The sequence below is a fragment of the Polynucleobacter yangtzensis genome (genome assembly GCF_027924165.1).
Taxonomy (GTDB): Bacteria; Pseudomonadota; Gammaproteobacteria; order Burkholderiales; family Burkholderiaceae; genus Polynucleobacter; species Polynucleobacter yangtzensis.
The window spans coordinates 29,419-44,454 of sequence record NZ_AP026973.1; the positions used below are offsets into that span (position 1 = coordinate 29,419).

Genomic DNA, 15,036 nt, shown 5'->3' on the forward strand with positions numbered 1-15,036 from the left:
TTTTTGGCGCGCCCGGCAGGAATCGAACCTGCGACCCTTGGCTTCGGAGGCCAATACTCTATCCACTGAGCTACGGGCGCCAGTGAAAATCTGGCTACCCTTCTATTGTAAGTGCCTATAACCCTACTCTCTAGTTATAATCACGGCAAAACAACCCTAAAACCCGTCAAACGATAAATTCTTATGAGCAACGAGCACGGAAGTCTGATTAAGTCCCCAAAACAACTCATCATCATGGTGTTTGCAAGCTTTTTTGTGCCACTCATCATCATTTTGTTGCTAATGGTGTTTGTAAACAATGGCAAGCGTAGCGATTCGTCTGCAAGTGCCGAGCAATTGATTAAGCCAGTAGCTCAGTTAAATTTTAAAGACGCCAGCACCCCTAAAGAGCTTCAAACAGGCGAGCAAGTTTATAAAGCAGTTTGCGCTGCGTGTCATGCAAGTGGCGCTGCAGGTGCGCCTAAATTTGGTGATGCAGGCGCATGGGCTTCACGTTTAGTTAAAGGCTATGATGGCTTACTAGCATCTGTAATAAAAGGCAAAGGTGCTATGCCTGCTCGTGGTGGCGCTGCTCCTGCTGATGTGAGTGACTATGAGTTAGGTCGTGCAGTTGTGTATCTAGCAAATTCTGCTGGTGGCAAATTACCGGAGCCAAAAGCACCTGCTGCTCCTGCTACTAAATAATTTCTTTGCACGTATTTAAAAGCTGGCTACATGCCAGCTTTTTACTTTTGCCTATTCGTTTTTTGCATCTAAGGCAATTTGATAAGCCTCTTTTTTTGTGAGCCCTAGAGTTTGCGAGAGGACTGCCGCAATTTCTTTGCTACCCATATAAGGGCTTAGCGCATTAGCCCACAATAGTAGCGATGCATGTTCGGGCGCCTCATCGTTTTTGGCTGGACGGCCTGCAACCACAATTACAAATTCGCCTTTAAGGCTCTCTGCACTCGCAAGCCAGCTGGCAACGTTGCAGGCTTCAAGCGAAACAATCTCTTCAAATTTTTTGGTTAACTCGCGACAAATCAAAAGCTGACGATCGGGCTCTAGATGATTTGCCAATAGCGCCAATGTCTCTTTGATGTGATGTGGTGATTCAAAAAAGATGCTTGCTTTTTTGCTGTTAGAAATATCTTGTAAGAAGGTGTCGCGATCTTTTGTTTTGTTGGGCCAAAAACCTAAAAACTGAAATCGCCCTTCCGAGCCATGCATCACAGATCCCGCTACTGAAATCGCACCAGATACTGCGCTTGCCCCGGGAATGGGTATTACCCGCAACCCAGATTTTTGAACTTCACTTACAAGTCTTGCCCCAGGGTCAGATACTCCCGGAGTGCCTGCGTCTGAGATATAGGCCCAACGCTCACCATTGGTGAGGTGCTGAATAACTGTTTGTGCCCCACTGATTTCATTGTGTTCATGAAGCGCTAAACATTTCTTATGTATGCCAAACTGCTGGAGTAACGCTGCGCTATGCCTAGTGTCTTCACATGCAATTCCATCCACTGCATTTAATACATGTAGGGCGCGTAAAGTAATGTCACCTAAATTTCCGATAGGTGTGGCCACCATGTAAAGAGCCCCAGCAGGCAAATCCTGCTGCTTTAAAAAATCATATGAGCTAAGTTCCATGGGGTTTACCTGAAAAAGTTAATTAATTAGTAAGAGAATACGTTGCTTTTGAGATGACCCGATTGCCGCTGAAATTGGGCTATCTTTGGCGCATAATATTGATATGGATAAAGATATTAATGAACGTTTGCGTAAGCGCGCCTCCCAACATTTTCTGGATAGCATTGCGGTAAAGCAAGAGGCTGAGAAAGTGTTGCCTGACTCTGTTGCTGTGGGTGTATTGGCAATGGTGGAATGTTTGCGTGCTGGCGGTAAGGTCATGGCTTGCGGCAATGGCGGCTCGGCTGCCGATGCTCAACACTTTGCCGCTGAGTTGATCGGTCGGTTTGAAAGAGAGCGCCAAGAGTTGGCGGCGATTGCTCTGACAACCGACACTTCTATTCTGACTGCAGTTGGAAATGACTACAGCTATGACGAAGTTTTCAGTAAGCAAGTTCGCGGGCTTGGAAAAAAGGGCGACATTCTTTTGGGAATTTCAACTTCGGGAAACTCAAAGAACGTTGTTAAGGCAATTGAAGCTGCAAAAAAGATGGACATCAAAATTATTGCGTTGACCGGCAATGGCGGCGGAAAAATTGCGCAGTTGTTAGATAAAGATGACATTCATTTATGCGCACCATCAACTCGAACTGCTCGCATTCAGGAAACCCATTTGGTTTTACTGCACGCCTTGTGCGATGGCGTAGATCATGTTTTGCTCGACTAAAATTTATTGACACTCAACACAGAAAATATCCCAATGAAAATTTCCTCTATCGCCAAGTTATTTGTTGTGCTGTTAATTGCATCTCAGGTGACAGCATGTGGTGTACTTGCAGTGGGCGGTGTTGCAGCTGGCGCATCGATAGCGGCGGATCGACGCACGCCAGGCGCACAAGCAATTGATAAGGGTATTGAGCTAGAAGCAGGAAATGCACTGGCGAAGAAATTCGGAGATAACGCGCACATTAACGTCACTTCGTTTAATCAAAAAGTGTTGTTAACTGGAGAGGTGAAGGACGCCGATATTAAGGGTGAAGCCGGCGCCTACGTCAAGGCGATGAAGAACGCACGCTCCGTATTTAATGAATTAACTATTGGGCCGAATAGTAGTTACACAGCTCGCGCAAATGATTCTTATCTCGAATCAAAAATCAAAACTCAAATGATCTTCACTGACCAGTTGCCATCGAATTCTATGGCGATAGTTGCTGAAGGTAGCAGTGTTTATCTTATGGGCATCTTGACGCAAAACGAAGCGGATATTGCCAAGAAAGTGGCTAGCAATACAAACGGCGTTAAAGATGTTTATGTTTACTTCGACATTATTTCTCAAGAAGAAAAAGTGCGCCTAGAAAAACAAGGCAAGGCCGATCAAACACAACCTAGTAGTCCACCAAAATTTCAGTAATTTATTGAAGGCTGTTGATGTTTAAAAAGCGAGTGACTGTAAAAATATTTTTTTTGTTTGCAGCGCTCGCTTGCTTTATGTCTGTCGCACAAGCTAGTGCTGAAGATGAAAAAGCATTTGCGATTGCAAAACAAAATGCATGCTTAGGTTGTCATGCATTCAATAAAAAAATTGTTGGCCCAAGCTTTCAAGCGATTGCAGAAAAATATAAGGGCGATGCAAATGCTCAAGCGTTTTTAAAAAATAAAATCGCTAAAGGTGGATCTGGGTCTTGGGGTGTGGTGCCTATGCCGGCGAACACAAAACTGAATGATGCGGATCTGTCTACATTAACTAGTTGGATATTGCGTGGCGCACCCAACAAAAATTAATGCAGCATTAATTAACGCACGAGACCAGGCCTACCTAAGAACCACCACCATGCTTGATTGGATTGCTTGAGGTTTTTCTTCAGTGCGTAATCCATATCAGCCCACTGTTCGTTTGCAGCTTCTTCCACAATGGTTGCAGGACTTGCGGGTGGCAATTTAAGGCAAGCGTCGGCATCGCCATAGGCGTATTCAACTGTCATTCCAGCCTTTTGTGCCAAATGCATCATCGCCTTATTGTTTGCAAGGCAGTGAACATATAGCGTTTCAATGCGGGTATTGCGTGAATGCACGGCAGAACGCTGCAATAGCGCTGTTCCCAGGCCCTGAGAGCGCCCTTCTGGCAGTACTGATACGCCAAATTCAGCAGCTCGTGGTTGGCCCTTATGCTCTGGTAAATAGGCTAAATGGGCCATGCCAATGAGCTTCAGATCCAAATCAAATACGCCGAAAATGGCATCTTTGTTGAAATCTAAGTGCTCTACATAGTGACGAATGACCTCATCAGGGGTTTGGGTACCAAAGCGTAAGCGTCTATCTTCATCATTTAGCTGTAGTAAATGGTTCAGTATCTCTTCTCTGTAGCCCGCATGAAGTTCGCGCACAGGTACAGCCTGCCCTGCCGAATATGGGCTCGCAGGTAAGTGACTATTCGCTAATTTATTGTGCATAGCAATATATTAGCAGGAATTAGAATAATTTTCAGGGTTTTCCCTAATAAATGTGGCTTAAGCGCAATAAGAGGTGAGTTTGACGGTCATAAACCGGCTCAGTTCATCCCTTGAAACCTAAAAAGCCAAAAAAATAGAAATTTAAGAAAAAAGTTGAAATTTTTTTTCAAAACTAAGTACTTGTTTTTATTGGGTTTATTTTTTTAATAGGAAAAAACCCTGCTTTTTTTAAGAAAAAGACTACGAAAGGTGTTGACGACCCAAAATAAGTGCGCTATAGTCTCACCTCTCTGCTGAATGTTATTTGAAATACAAAACAAGTCAGCCCTCTTTAAAAATTAGTCAACCGATAATTGTGGGTACTAAGTGAAAGCATCCAGTCCTTCGGGACAGATGTAAATAAATAGTACTCATAGACAGTAAAAAGATTTGGTTTTATTACCAAGTCAATTTCTTGAATGAGTGCGACGATCCGCAAGGATCACAGGAATTGAACTGAAGAGTTTGATCCTGGCTCAGATTGAACGCTGGCGGCATGCCTTACACATGCAAGTCGAACGGCAGCACGGGTGCTTGCACCTGGTGGCGAGTGGCGAACGGGTGAGTAATACATCGGAACGTACCTTATCGTGGGGGATAACGCAGCGAAAGCTGTGCTAATACCGCATACGCCCTGAGGGGGAAAGCGGGGGATCGAAAGACCTCGCGCGATTAGAGCGGCCGATGCCTGATTAGCTTGTTGGTGGGGTAAAAGCCCACCAAGGCGACGATCAGTAGCTGGTCTGAGAGGACGATCAGCCACACTGGGACTGAGACACGGCCCAGACTCCTACGGGAGGCAGCAGTGGGGAATTTTGGACAATGGGGGAAACCCTGATCCAGCAATGCCGCGTGAGTGAAGAAGGCCTTCGGGTTGTAAAGCTCTTTTGTCAGGGAAGAAACACCGGCTCTAACACAGTCCGGGAATGACGGTACCTGAAGAATAAGCACCGGCTAACTACGTGCCAGCAGCCGCGGTAATACGTAGGGTGCGAGCGTTAATCGGAATTACTGGGCGTAAAGCGTGCGCAGGCGGTTATACAAGACAGGCGTGAAATCCCCGGGCTTAACCTGGGAATGGCGCCTGTGACTGTATAGCTAGAGTGTGTCAGAGGGGGGTAGAATTCCACGTGTAGCAGTGAAATGCGTAGATATGTGGAGGAATACCAATGGCGAAGGCAGCCCCCTGGGATAACACTGACGCTCATGCACGAAAGCGTGGGGAGCAAACAGGATTAGATACCCTGGTAGTCCACGCCCTAAACGATGCTGACTAGTTGTTCGGGATTTACATCCTGAGTAACGTAGCTAACGCGTGAAGTCAGCCGCCTGGGGAGTACGGTCGCAAGATTAAAACTCAAAGGAATTGACGGGGACCCGCACAAGCGGTGGATGATGTGGATTAATTCGATGCAACGCGAAAAACCTTACCTACCCTTGACATGTCACTAACGAAGTAGAGATACATTAGGTGCTCGTAAGAGAAAGTGAACACAGGTGCTGCATGGCTGTCGTCAGCTCGTGTCGTGAGATGTTGGGTTAAGTCCCGCAACGAGCGCAACCCTTGTCTTTAGTTGCTACGCAAGAGCACTCTAAAGAGACTGCCGGTGACAAACCGGAGGAAGGTGGGGATGACGTCAAGTCCTCATGGCCCTTATGGGTAGGGCTTCACACGTCATACAATGGTGCATACAGAGGGTTGCCAACCCGCGAGGGGGAGCTAATCTCAGAAAATGCATCGTAGTCCGGATCGTAGTCTGCAACTCGACTACGTGAAGCTGGAATCGCTAGTAATCGCGGATCAGAATGTCGCGGTGAATACGTTCCCGGGTCTTGTACACACCGCCCGTCATACCATGGGAGTGGGTTTTGCCAGAAGCCGTTAGCCTAACCGCAAGGAGGGCGACTGCCACGGCAGGGTTCATGACTGGGGTAAAGTCGTAACAAGGTAGCCGTATCGGAAGGTGCGGCTGGATCACCTCCTTTCTAGAGAAAAGATGCTGGATCTATAGTGCCCACACTTATCGGTTGACAATAAAAGCCACGGGTCTGTAGCTCAGCTGGTTAGAGCACTGTGTTGATAACGCAGGGGTCGTAGGTTCAAGTCCTACCAGACCCACCATCAGCCAGAAACAAGACTTAGTGGGACGTTGGGGGATTAGCTCAGCTGGGAGAGCACCTGCTTTGCAAGCAGGGGGTCGTCGGTTCGATCCCGTCATCCTCCACCATCATCTAAATGTCAAAACTAAGCGAATATTTAATCGTTTAGTTTTGCCATTTATGGCTGTTCTTTAAAAATTTGAGTAAGCAAAGTGTCAAATGTTTCTTTGAGAGGACATTTGACAATGTAATAAGGGTAAAGATTGAATCATCAATCAGTAATACAAACGAGTTTTACCAAGTTCTTAACAAAGTACTTACAGTTTGGATTACGGCAAACATGTCAGAAGTAGAAGTAAACCTATAACAGGTACTAGCAATGGTGCTCGTTATAGGATCAAGTGAATAAGTGCACATGATGGATGCCTTGGCGATTACAGGCGACGAAAGACGTTATAACCTGCGATAAGCCCCGGGGAGCTGGTAAATAAGCTTTGATCCGGGGATTTCTGAATGGGGAAACCCACCACTTTTGTGGTATCCATACCTGAATACATAGGGTATGAGAAGCGAACCTCGTGAACTGAAACATCTAAGTAGCGAGAGGAAAAGACATCAACCGAGATTCCCAGAGTAGTGGCGAGCGAAATGGGAACAGCCTTCTAGTGATAGCTCAGTAATTAACAGAATGGAATGGAAAGTCCAACAATAAAGGGTGATAGTCCCGTATGTGAAAATTATTGGGTGGTACTAGGCTAGAGACAAGTAGGGCGGGACACGTGAAATCCTGTCTGAATATGGGGGGACCATCCTCCAAGGCTAAATACTCGTAATCGACCGATAGTGAACAAGTACCGTGAGGGAAAGGCGAAAAGAACCCCGGGAGGGGAGTGAAATAGATCCTGAAATTGTGTGCATACAAACAGTAGGAGCCTCGTAAGGGGTGACTGCGTACCTTTTGTATAATGGGTCAGCGACTTACATTCAGTAGCAAGCTTAACCGAATAGGGAAGGCGTAGCGAAAGCGAGTCCGAATAGGGCGCTAGTTGCTGGGTGTAGACCCGAAACCAGTTGATCTATCCATGGCCAGGTTGAAGGTGCGGTAACACGTACTGGAGGACCGAACCCACTAACGTTGAAAAGTTAGGGGATGAGCTGTGGATAGGGGTGAAAGGCTAAACAAAACTGGAAATAGCTGGTTCTCTCCGAAAACTATTTAGGTAGTGCCTCGTGTATCACTGTAGGGGGTAGAGCACTGTCATGGTAGTGGGGTCCATTGCGGATTACTGCGCCATAGCAAACTCCGAATACCTACAAGTGCAAGCACGGGAGACAGACATCGGGTGCTAACGTCCGGTGTCAAGAGGGAAACAACCCAGACCGCCAGCTAAGGTCCCTAATATATGCTAAGTGGGAAACGAAGTGGGAAGGCTAAAACAGTCAGGAGGTTGGCTTAGAAGCAGCCATCCTTTAAAGAAAGCGTAATAGCTCACTGATCGAGTCGTCCTGCGCGGAAGATGTAACGGGGCTAAGCATATAACCGAAGCTGCGGATCACAGTAATGTGATGGTAGGAGAGCGTTCTGTAAGCCTGTGAAGGTGTCTTGTAAAGGATGCTGGAGGTATCAGAAGTGCGAATGCTGACATGAGTAGCGATAAAGGGGGTGAAAAGCCCCCTCGCCGTAAGCCCAAGGTTTCCTGTTCAACGTTCATCGGAACAGGGTGAGTCGGCCCCTAAGGCGAGGCAGAGATGCGTAGCTGATGGGAACAAGGTTAATATTCCTTGACCATTGTTAGATGCGATGGGGGGACGGATCGCGGAAAGTTGTCCGGGTGTTGGAAGTCCCGGTTCTTGCGTTGGAGATGGCTATTAGGTAAATCCGGTAGCGTAATTCAAGGGCGTGAGACGAGCGAATTTATTCGCGAAGCAATTGGAAGTGGTTCCAAGAAAAGCCTCTAAGCTTCAGTCTAACAAGACCGTACCGCAAACCGACACAGGTGGGCGAGATGAGTATTCTAAGGCGCTTGAGAGAACTCAGGAGAAGGAACTCGGCAAATTTGCACCGTAACTTCGGGATAAGGTGCGCCCTTGTAGTTTGACCGTGAACAACGGGAGGACGAAAGGGTTGCAATAAAAAGGTGGCTGCGACTGTTTAATAAAAACACAGCACTCTGCAAACACGAAAGTGGACGTATAGGGTGTGACGCCTGCCCGGTGCTGGAAGATTAAATGATGGGGTGCAAGCTCTTGATTGAAGTCCCAGTAAACGGCGGCCGTAACTATAACGGTCCTAAGGTAGCGAAATTCCTTGTCGGGTAAGTTCCGACCTGCACGAATGGCGTAACGATGGCCACACTGTCTCCTCCTGAGACTCAGCGAAGTTGAAATGTTTGTGATGATGCAATCTACCCGTGGCTAGACGGAAAGACCCCATGAACCTTTACTGTAGCTTTGCATTGGACTTTGAATCGGTCTGTGTAGGATAGGTGGGAGGCGTTGATAACAGGATGCTAGTTCTGTTGGAGCCAACCTTGAAATACCACCCTGATTTATTTGAGGTTCTAACCTTGGCCCGTTATCCGGGTCGGGAACAGTGCATGGTAGGCAGTTTGACTGGGGCGGTCTCCTCCCAAAGTGTAACGGAGGAGTACGAAGGTACGCTTGGTACGGTCGGACATCGTACCTAAAGTGCAATGGCAAAAGCGTGCTTAACTGCGAGACCGACAAGTCGAGCAGGTGCGAAAGCAGGTCATAGTGATCCGGTGGTTCTGTATGGAAGGGCCATCGCTCAACGGATAAAAGGTACTCTGGGGATAACAGGCTGATACCGCCCAAGAGTTCATATCGACGGCGGTGTTTGGCACCTCGATGTCGGCTCATCTCATCCTGGGGCTGTAGCCGGTCCCAAGGGTATGGCTGTTCGCCATTTAAAGAGGTACGTGAGCTGGGTTTAAAACGTCGTGAGACAGTTTGGTCCCTATCTGCCATGGGCGTTGGAGATTTGACGGGGGCTGCTCCTAGTACGAGAGGACCGGAGTGGACGTACCGCTGGTGTACCTGTTGTTTCGCCAGAAGCATCGCAGGGTAGCTATGTACGGAAGAGATAACCGCTGAAAGCATCTAAGCGGGAAACTTGCCTGAAGATGAGATCTCCCGTAGGTTTAACCTACATAAAGGGTCGTTGAAGACCACAACGTTGATAGGTCGGGTGTGGAAGTGCAGTAATGCATTAAGCTAACCGATACTAATTGCCCGTTAGGCTTGATCCTATAACCAGCACTATTGTGTTGGATGTTTGCCAGATTTAATCTGCATCCTTATTACATGCTTACTCAAATAGAGTTGTTGATTTAATCAGCAACTCGACCCTCTACGCCCGGTGACCATAGCGAATTGGAACCACTCCTTCCCATCCCGAACAGGACAGTGAAACGATTCTACGCCGATGATAGTGCGGATTACCCGTGTGAAAGTAGGTAACTGCCGGGCACCAATGCGACGCCCAGACCCTCTTAGGTCTGGGCGTTTTTACTTGTGCAAAGCGTTTAGAGTGATTGACAGAAACTCCATTTGGAGTCAGAATATTGGGTTCGCGGAGGGGTGTCCGAGCGGCTAAAGGAGGCAGACTGTAAATCTGTTGGCTACGCCTACGTAGGTTCGAATCCTACCCCCTCCACCAGATGTGCGGGATTAGTTTAATGGTAAAACAGCAGATTTCCAATCTTCGGTCAAGAGTTCGATTCTCTTATCCCGCTCCAGAATTTGTTGCATTAGATTACGCCCATGTGGCTCAGTGGTAGAGCACTCCCTTGGTAAGGGAGAGGTCGGCAGTTCGATCCTGCCCATGGGCACCATGTATGGTTTTATTAATTGTGTATTTCGTGTTTGGTTTAAGAGTTAACTAAAGGCAGATTAAAAATGGCAAAAGAAAAATTCGAGCGGACAAAACCGCACGTAAACGTAGGCACCATCGGTCACGTTGACCACGGTAAAACCACATTGACAGCAGCAATTGCAACCGTGCTTTCTAAAGCATTCGGTGGCGAAGCTAAAGCATACGATCAGATCGATGCTGCTCCAGAAGAAAAAGCACGCGGTATTACGATTAATACAGCGCACGTTGAGTACGAGACAGCTAACCGTCACTACGCTCACGTAGATTGCCCAGGACATGCTGACTACGTTAAGAACATGATTACTGGTGCTGCTCAGATGGACGGCGCAATTTTAGTTTGCTCTGCTGCTGACGGCCCAATGCCACAAACTCGTGAGCACATCCTCTTGGCACGCCAAGTTGGTGTTCCTTACATCGTGGTGTTCTTGAACAAGTGCGACATGGTTGATGACGCTGAATTGCTCGAATTAGTTGAAATGGAAGTTCGTGAGCTTCTGTCTAAGTACAACTTCCCTGGCGATGACACACCAATCATCCAAGGTTCTGCTAAGTTAGCCCTTGAAGGCGACGAAGGCAAATTGGGTAAAGAAGCCATCATGAAATTGGCTGAAGCACTTGACTCATACATCCCAACTCCAGAGCGTGCTGTTGACGGCGCGTTCTTGATGCCAGTAGAAGACGTGTTCTCTATCTCCGGTCGCGGTACTGTTGTTACAGGCCGTATCGAGCGCGGTATCGTTAAAGTGGGTGAAGAGATCGAAATTATCGGTATCAAGCCAACACTCAAGACAACTTGTACTGGTGTTGAAATGTTCCGCAAATTGCTCGACCAAGGTCAAGCAGGCGATAACGTTGGTATCTTGTTACGCGGTACAAAACGTGAAGAAGTTGAGCGCGGCCAAGTATTGGCTAAGCCAGGCTCAATCACCCCACATACTCACTTTACAGCCGAGGTTTACATCTTGGGTAAAGACGAAGGTGGCCGTCATACTCCATTCTTTAACAACTATCGTCCACAGTTCTACTTCCGTACTACGGACGTAACTGGTTCAATCGAGTTGCCAAAAGACAAAGAAATGGTTATGCCTGGTGATAACGTGACGATTACCGTAAAACTCATCGCTCCTATCGCGATGGAAGAAGGTTTACGTTTTGCGATCCGCGAAGGTGGCCGTACTGTTGGCGCCGGCGTGGTTGCAAAGATTTTGGCTTAATTAGTTTTTATAAAGGGGTGTAGCTCAATTGGCAGAGCGTTGGTCTCCAAAACCAAAGGTTGGGGGTTCGATGCCCTCCGCCCCTGCCACGATTTGAACTGAAAGCAATATGTCTCAACAAACAGCAAGTCAATCTGAAGAAAAAAGCAGCTGGGTCTCTGGACTCGCTGCTTTAATCGTTGTCGCAGCGCTAGTGCTCTACTACACGCTGGCTGACCAGTCCATGTTGGTACGTCTTGCCGTTTTATTTGGCGGCATTGCATCAGCAGTTTTAATTGTGGCGATTTCACCAGACGGGCGTCGTTTTATTGCCTACGCAAAAGATTCTTGGTATGAAGTAAAAAAGGTTGTTTGGCCGACTCGTAAAGAGACTACCCAGATGACTCTAGTCGTATTTGGCTTTGTTCTGATCATGTCCTTGTTTTTGTGGATTGCAGACAAATTGATTGAATGGCTAGTTTTTTCAGTCTTTTTGGGCTGGAAGTGAGTAAAAAATGACTGATTCTGAAGTAGCCGTAAATCCACAAGCTACCGGCAATATGCGCTGGTATGTAATTCATGCTTATTCCGGAATGGAAAAAAGCGTGAAAAGAGGTCTCGAAGAGCGTATTGCGCGTTCTGGCATGCCTGAGAAATTTGGCCGTATCTTGGTTCCTTCCGAAGAGGTTGTAGAAATCAAATCTGGCACTAAATCTGTTTCTGAGCGCCGTTTCTTCCCAGGATACGTCCTGATTGAGATGGAAATGACCGACGAGAGCTGGCATTTGGTGAAAAATACACCAAAAGTGACTGGTTTCGTAGGTGGCGTTCGTAACCGCCCAAGCCCAATTTCTACTGCTGAAGTAGCGAAAATCATGGATCAAATGCAGGCTGGGGTAGATAAGCCTAAGCCTAAGACCCTATTTGAAGTTGGTGAGATTGTGCGTGTTAAAGAAGGCCCATTTGTTGATTTCAACGGAAATATCGAAGAAGTCAATTATGAGAAGTCAAGATTACGCGTTTCTGTTACAATTTTTGGCCGCGGTACCCCAGTTGAACTGGAGTTCGGCCAAGTAGAAAAGATGTAAAAACAAGGACTTAGTCCAGTTTTGCAGTGCAGCAGTTTGTAGTTTTAGATGGTTATTTAGATTTTGTATTTAACCGAGGAGCGGAGCTAGAAAGCCAAAAACTAGCGAAGCGTTTACTCAACAGCGGTCTTTCCTAATGAGGTTAGGCGCGCTTTAAGGAGCAACACATGGCAAAGAAGATCATTGGCTTTATTAAGCTGCAGATCCCTGCAGGTAAAGCAAATCCATCACCACCCGTAGGTCCAGCATTGGGTCAACGCGGCCTCAACATTATGGAATTTTGTAAGGCGTTTAATGCTCAAACTCAGAGCATGGAACCTGGCCTACCAATTCCAGTTGTGATTACAGCGTTTGCTGATAAGAGCTTCACATTCATCATGAAGACTCCTCCAGCAACCATCATGATTAAGAAGGCTGCGAAGATCGAAAAAGGATCACCACGTCCCCATACCGATAAGGTTGGTTCAATTACTCGTGCTCAAGCGGAAGAAATCGCTAAAGCAAAAATGCCAGATTTGACAGCAGCCGATATGGATGCAGCTGTTAGAACTATCGCTGGTAGCGCCCGTTCCATGGGCATCACTGTGGAAGGTCTCTAATCATGACTAAGTTATCTAAACGCGTAAAAGCAATTCAATCTAAAGTTGATCGCAATAAGTTCTATTCATTGGACGATGCATTGAACCTCGTTAAAGAGTGTGCAACTGCTAAGTTTGATGAGTCTATCGACGTTGCTGTTCAGTTGGGTATTGATGCTAAGAAATCTGACCAAGTTGTGCGTGGCGCAGTGGTGCTCCCGGCTGGTACAGGTAAGCATGTTCGTGTAGCTGTTTTTGCACAAGGCGAGAAGGCTGAACAAGCTAAAGCTGCTGGCGCAGAAATCGTTGGCATGGAAGATCTTGCTGAACAAATTAAAGGCGGCAAAATTGATTTCGATATTTTGATCGCATCTCCAGACACAATGAAAATTGTTGGTACTTTAGGTCAAGTATTGGGCCCACGTGGGTTGATGCCGAATCCAAAAGTTGGAACAGTTACTCCTGACGTTGCTACTGCAGTTAAGAATGCAAAAGCTGGTCAAGTTCAGTTCCGTGTGGACAAAGCCGGTATCGTGCACGCAAGCATCGGCCGTCGTTCATTCGAGCCAACTGCATTGAAATCCAATTTACTCGCATTGCTTGAGGCTTTGAATAAAGCAAAGCCACCTGCATCTAAGGGAGTCTATTTAAAGAAGGTCGCCGTAAGCAGCACCATGGGTGCAGGCGTACGCGTAGACCAAGCATCGTTACAGGCAGCAGCTTAACTAGCCTGTAACAAAAAAGAACTTTGGGTCGACTCCCGCTCTTTGAGTGAGAGTCGAACATCAAAGACCGTTGGTGGATTGGTTTGCTTACTCAGAAATTAATTCTTAATCGTTACGAAAGTAATAACCAGCGCAGATGGCGACCCTGAAAAGATTTTCACAAGAGACTTTGTGAATAAATGATCAGACGCTGGTGTGTAACCCCAACTGGAAACAGTTGGTTTTTATGGAGTTAAACCGTGCCTTTGAATGTACAAGACAAAAAAGCGATTGTTGCTGATGTCGGCGCTCAATTGGCTGGAGCCCAAACTGTCGTGCTCGCTGAATACCGTGGTATTCCAGTAGAGCAGTTGACAAAGCTACGTGCTAGCGCACGTGACCAAGGTGTATATCTTCGCGTTTTGAAGAACACATTGGCACGCCGTGCTGCACAAGGCACTCAGTTTGAGCCTCTTGCTGATTCGATGGTTGGCCCCTTGATCTATGGCATTTCTGCTGATCCGATTGCTTCGGCAAAAGTATTGCAGAACTTTGCTAAGACTCAAGACAAGCTAGTCATTACTGCTGGCTTATATAACGGCAAGTTGTTAGACGTTGCAGGTGTAAAAGCCCTCGCAACAATTCCAAGCCGCGACGAGTTGTTATCTCAGTTGTTAGGTGTGATGTTGGCACCGGTATCTGCGATGGCTCGCGTATTGGGCGCAGTAGCAGCACAAAAGGCAGCTGGAGCACCCGCTCCCGCAGCAGCACCTGCAGAAGCAGCAGCCCCAGCAGCAGTAGACGCTGAAGCCGCTCCAGAAGCAGCCGCTGAGCCTGCAGCCGCAGCCCCAGAAGCTGGAACAGAAGCAAACGAAACCCCTGCCGCTGAATAAGCGACAGATTAACTATTTAAGTATTAGGAGCTAAAAATGGCGATTACTAAAGAAGAAATCATTGATGCAGTAGGTAGCATGTCTGTTATGGATTTGAACGACTTGGTTAAAGCGTTCGAAGAGAAGTTTGGCGTTTCAGCTGCAGCTATGGCTGTTGCTGGTCCTGCAGGTGCTGCCGGTGGCGATGCTGGTGGTGCAGAACAAACTGAATTCACTGTTAACTTGCTCGAAGCTGGCGCAAACAAAGTTTCAGTAATTAAGGCAGTTCGCGAAATTACTGGTCTTGGCTTGAAAGAAGCTAAGGACTTGGTTGACGGCGCACCTAAGCCAATCAAAGAAGCTGTTGATAAGAAGACAGCTGAAGAAGCTAAGAAGAAGCTTGAAGAAGCTGGCGCTAAAGCAGAACTTAAGTAATACACACACTGCTGGCGCCTCTCAAAAAGGGGCGTTAGCCATGTTGGGTTTGACCTCTAGAGGTCAAACCCGAT

At 47.1% G+C, this 15,036-nt stretch carries 12 protein-coding genes, 7 tRNA genes, 3 rRNA genes and 1 pseudogene; 20 read left to right on the forward strand and 3 right to left on the reverse strand.

Annotated elements, in window-relative coordinates:
• Nucleotides 1–4 precede the first annotated feature (4 nt).
• Nucleotides 5–80, reverse strand: a tRNA-Arg gene (locus QMF28_RS00155).
• A gap of 103 nt (nt 81–183) precedes the next feature.
• Between QMF28_RS00155 and QMF28_RS00160 the strand changes: the two genes are divergently transcribed.
• The gene (locus QMF28_RS00160; RefSeq protein WP_281742538.1) at nt 184–684 is read left to right on the forward strand and encodes a c-type cytochrome; all 501 of its coding nucleotides are present in this window, start codon (nt 184–186) and stop codon (nt 682–684) included.
• Between the two features lie 51 nt (nt 685–735).
• Here QMF28_RS00160 and rsmI read toward each other — a convergent pair whose 3' ends face one another.
• Nucleotides 736–1,629, reverse strand: a complete 894-nt coding sequence (rsmI, locus tag QMF28_RS00165) for a 16S rRNA (cytidine(1402)-2'-O)-methyltransferase (protein ID WP_281742539.1) — start codon at nt 1,627–1,629, stop codon at nt 736–738.
• Nucleotides 1,630–1,732: 103 nt separating this feature from the next.
• Between rsmI and QMF28_RS00170 the strand changes: the two genes are divergently transcribed.
• The 3 genes from QMF28_RS00170 to QMF28_RS00180 all read left to right on the forward strand — a co-directional run bounded on the left by QMF28_RS00170 (nt 1,733) and on the right by QMF28_RS00180 (nt 3,390).
• On the forward strand, nt 1,733–2,335 hold the full coding sequence (locus tag QMF28_RS00170; protein ID WP_281742540.1) for a phosphoheptose isomerase: 603 nt from the start codon (nt 1,733–1,735) through the stop codon (nt 2,333–2,335).
• A gap of 33 nt (nt 2,336–2,368) precedes the next feature.
• A complete protein-coding gene (locus QMF28_RS00175) occupies nt 2,369–3,019 on the forward strand; it encodes a BON domain-containing protein (RefSeq protein ID WP_281742541.1) in 651 nt (216 codons plus the stop codon).
• 77 nt (nt 3,020–3,096) lie between these two features.
• Nucleotides 3,097–3,390: a c-type cytochrome gene (locus QMF28_RS00180; protein WP_150114179.1), complete on the forward strand. Its 294-nt coding sequence runs from the start codon at nt 3,097–3,099 to the stop codon at nt 3,388–3,390.
• Between the two features lie 11 nt (nt 3,391–3,401).
• On the opposite strand, the gene QMF28_RS00185 is transcribed toward QMF28_RS00180, so the two are convergent.
• Nucleotides 3,402–4,058 carry a GNAT family N-acetyltransferase gene (locus QMF28_RS00185; RefSeq protein ID WP_281742543.1) on the reverse strand — a complete coding sequence of 219 codons (657 nt, stop codon included), beginning with the start codon at nt 4,056–4,058 and terminating at the stop codon, nt 3,402–3,404.
• 492 nt (nt 4,059–4,550) lie between these two features.
• Between QMF28_RS00185 and QMF28_RS00190 the strand changes: the two genes are divergently transcribed.
• The 16 genes and pseudogenes from QMF28_RS00190 to rplL all read left to right on the forward strand — a co-directional run bounded on the left by QMF28_RS00190 (nt 4,551) and on the right by rplL (nt 14,962).
• A 16S ribosomal RNA gene (locus QMF28_RS00190) occupies nt 4,551–6,083 on the forward strand.
• A 59-nt stretch (nt 6,084–6,142) separates the two neighbouring features.
• Nucleotides 6,143–6,219 (forward strand) — tRNA-Ile (locus QMF28_RS00195).
• A 30-nt stretch (nt 6,220–6,249) separates the two neighbouring features.
• Nucleotides 6,250–6,325: transfer RNA gene (locus tag QMF28_RS00200), tRNA-Ala, on the forward strand.
• Between the two features lie 267 nt (nt 6,326–6,592).
• A 23S ribosomal RNA gene (locus QMF28_RS00205) occupies nt 6,593–9,466 on the forward strand.
• A 106-nt stretch (nt 9,467–9,572) separates the two neighbouring features.
• Nucleotides 9,573–9,686 (forward strand): 5S ribosomal RNA (gene rrf / locus QMF28_RS00210).
• The 16S, 23S and 5S rRNA genes sit together here with 5 tRNA genes alongside, the layout of an rRNA operon.
• Nucleotides 9,687–9,791: 105 nt before the next feature.
• Nucleotides 9,792–9,876, forward strand: a tRNA-Tyr gene (locus tag QMF28_RS00215).
• A 5-nt stretch (nt 9,877–9,881) separates the two neighbouring features.
• Nucleotides 9,882–9,955: transfer RNA gene (locus tag QMF28_RS00220), tRNA-Gly, on the forward strand.
• Between the two features lie 21 nt (nt 9,956–9,976).
• Nucleotides 9,977–10,051: transfer RNA gene (locus QMF28_RS00225), tRNA-Thr, on the forward strand.
• A gap of 64 nt (nt 10,052–10,115) precedes the next feature.
• Nucleotides 10,116–11,306, forward strand: coding sequence for an elongation factor Tu (tuf, locus tag QMF28_RS00230; RefSeq protein WP_215348176.1), 1,191 nt, complete (start codon nt 10,116–10,118; stop codon nt 11,304–11,306).
• Nucleotides 11,307–11,319: 13 nt separating this feature from the next.
• Nucleotides 11,320–11,395, forward strand: a tRNA-Trp gene (locus QMF28_RS00235).
• 20 nt (nt 11,396–11,415) lie between these two features.
• Nucleotides 11,416–11,793, forward strand: a complete 378-nt coding sequence (secE, locus tag QMF28_RS00240) for a preprotein translocase subunit SecE (protein WP_068320084.1) — start codon at nt 11,416–11,418, stop codon at nt 11,791–11,793.
• 7 nt (nt 11,794–11,800) lie between these two features.
• A complete protein-coding gene (nusG, locus tag QMF28_RS00245) occupies nt 11,801–12,373 on the forward strand; it encodes a transcription termination/antitermination protein NusG (protein ID WP_068320086.1) in 573 nt (190 codons plus the stop codon).
• A 167-nt stretch (nt 12,374–12,540) separates the two neighbouring features.
• Nucleotides 12,541–12,972 carry a 50S ribosomal protein L11 gene (rplK, locus tag QMF28_RS00250; protein WP_068320088.1) on the forward strand — a complete coding sequence of 144 codons (432 nt, stop codon included), beginning with the start codon at nt 12,541–12,543 and terminating at the stop codon, nt 12,970–12,972.
• A 2-nt stretch (nt 12,973–12,974) separates the two neighbouring features.
• Nucleotides 12,975–13,676: a 50S ribosomal protein L1 gene (gene rplA, locus QMF28_RS00255; protein ID WP_068320090.1), complete on the forward strand. Its 702-nt coding sequence runs from the start codon at nt 12,975–12,977 to the stop codon at nt 13,674–13,676.
• Between the two features lie 239 nt (nt 13,677–13,915).
• Nucleotides 13,916–14,431: pseudogene (rplJ, locus tag QMF28_RS00260) on the forward strand (50S ribosomal protein L10); the annotation flags it as partial.
• A gap of 153 nt (nt 14,432–14,584) precedes the next feature.
• Nucleotides 14,585–14,962 (forward strand): 50S ribosomal protein L7/L12, encoded by a 378-nt coding sequence (rplL, locus tag QMF28_RS00265; RefSeq protein ID WP_215366452.1) that lies wholly within the window; start codon nt 14,585–14,587, stop codon nt 14,960–14,962.
• Nucleotides 14,963–15,036 lie beyond the last annotated feature (74 nt).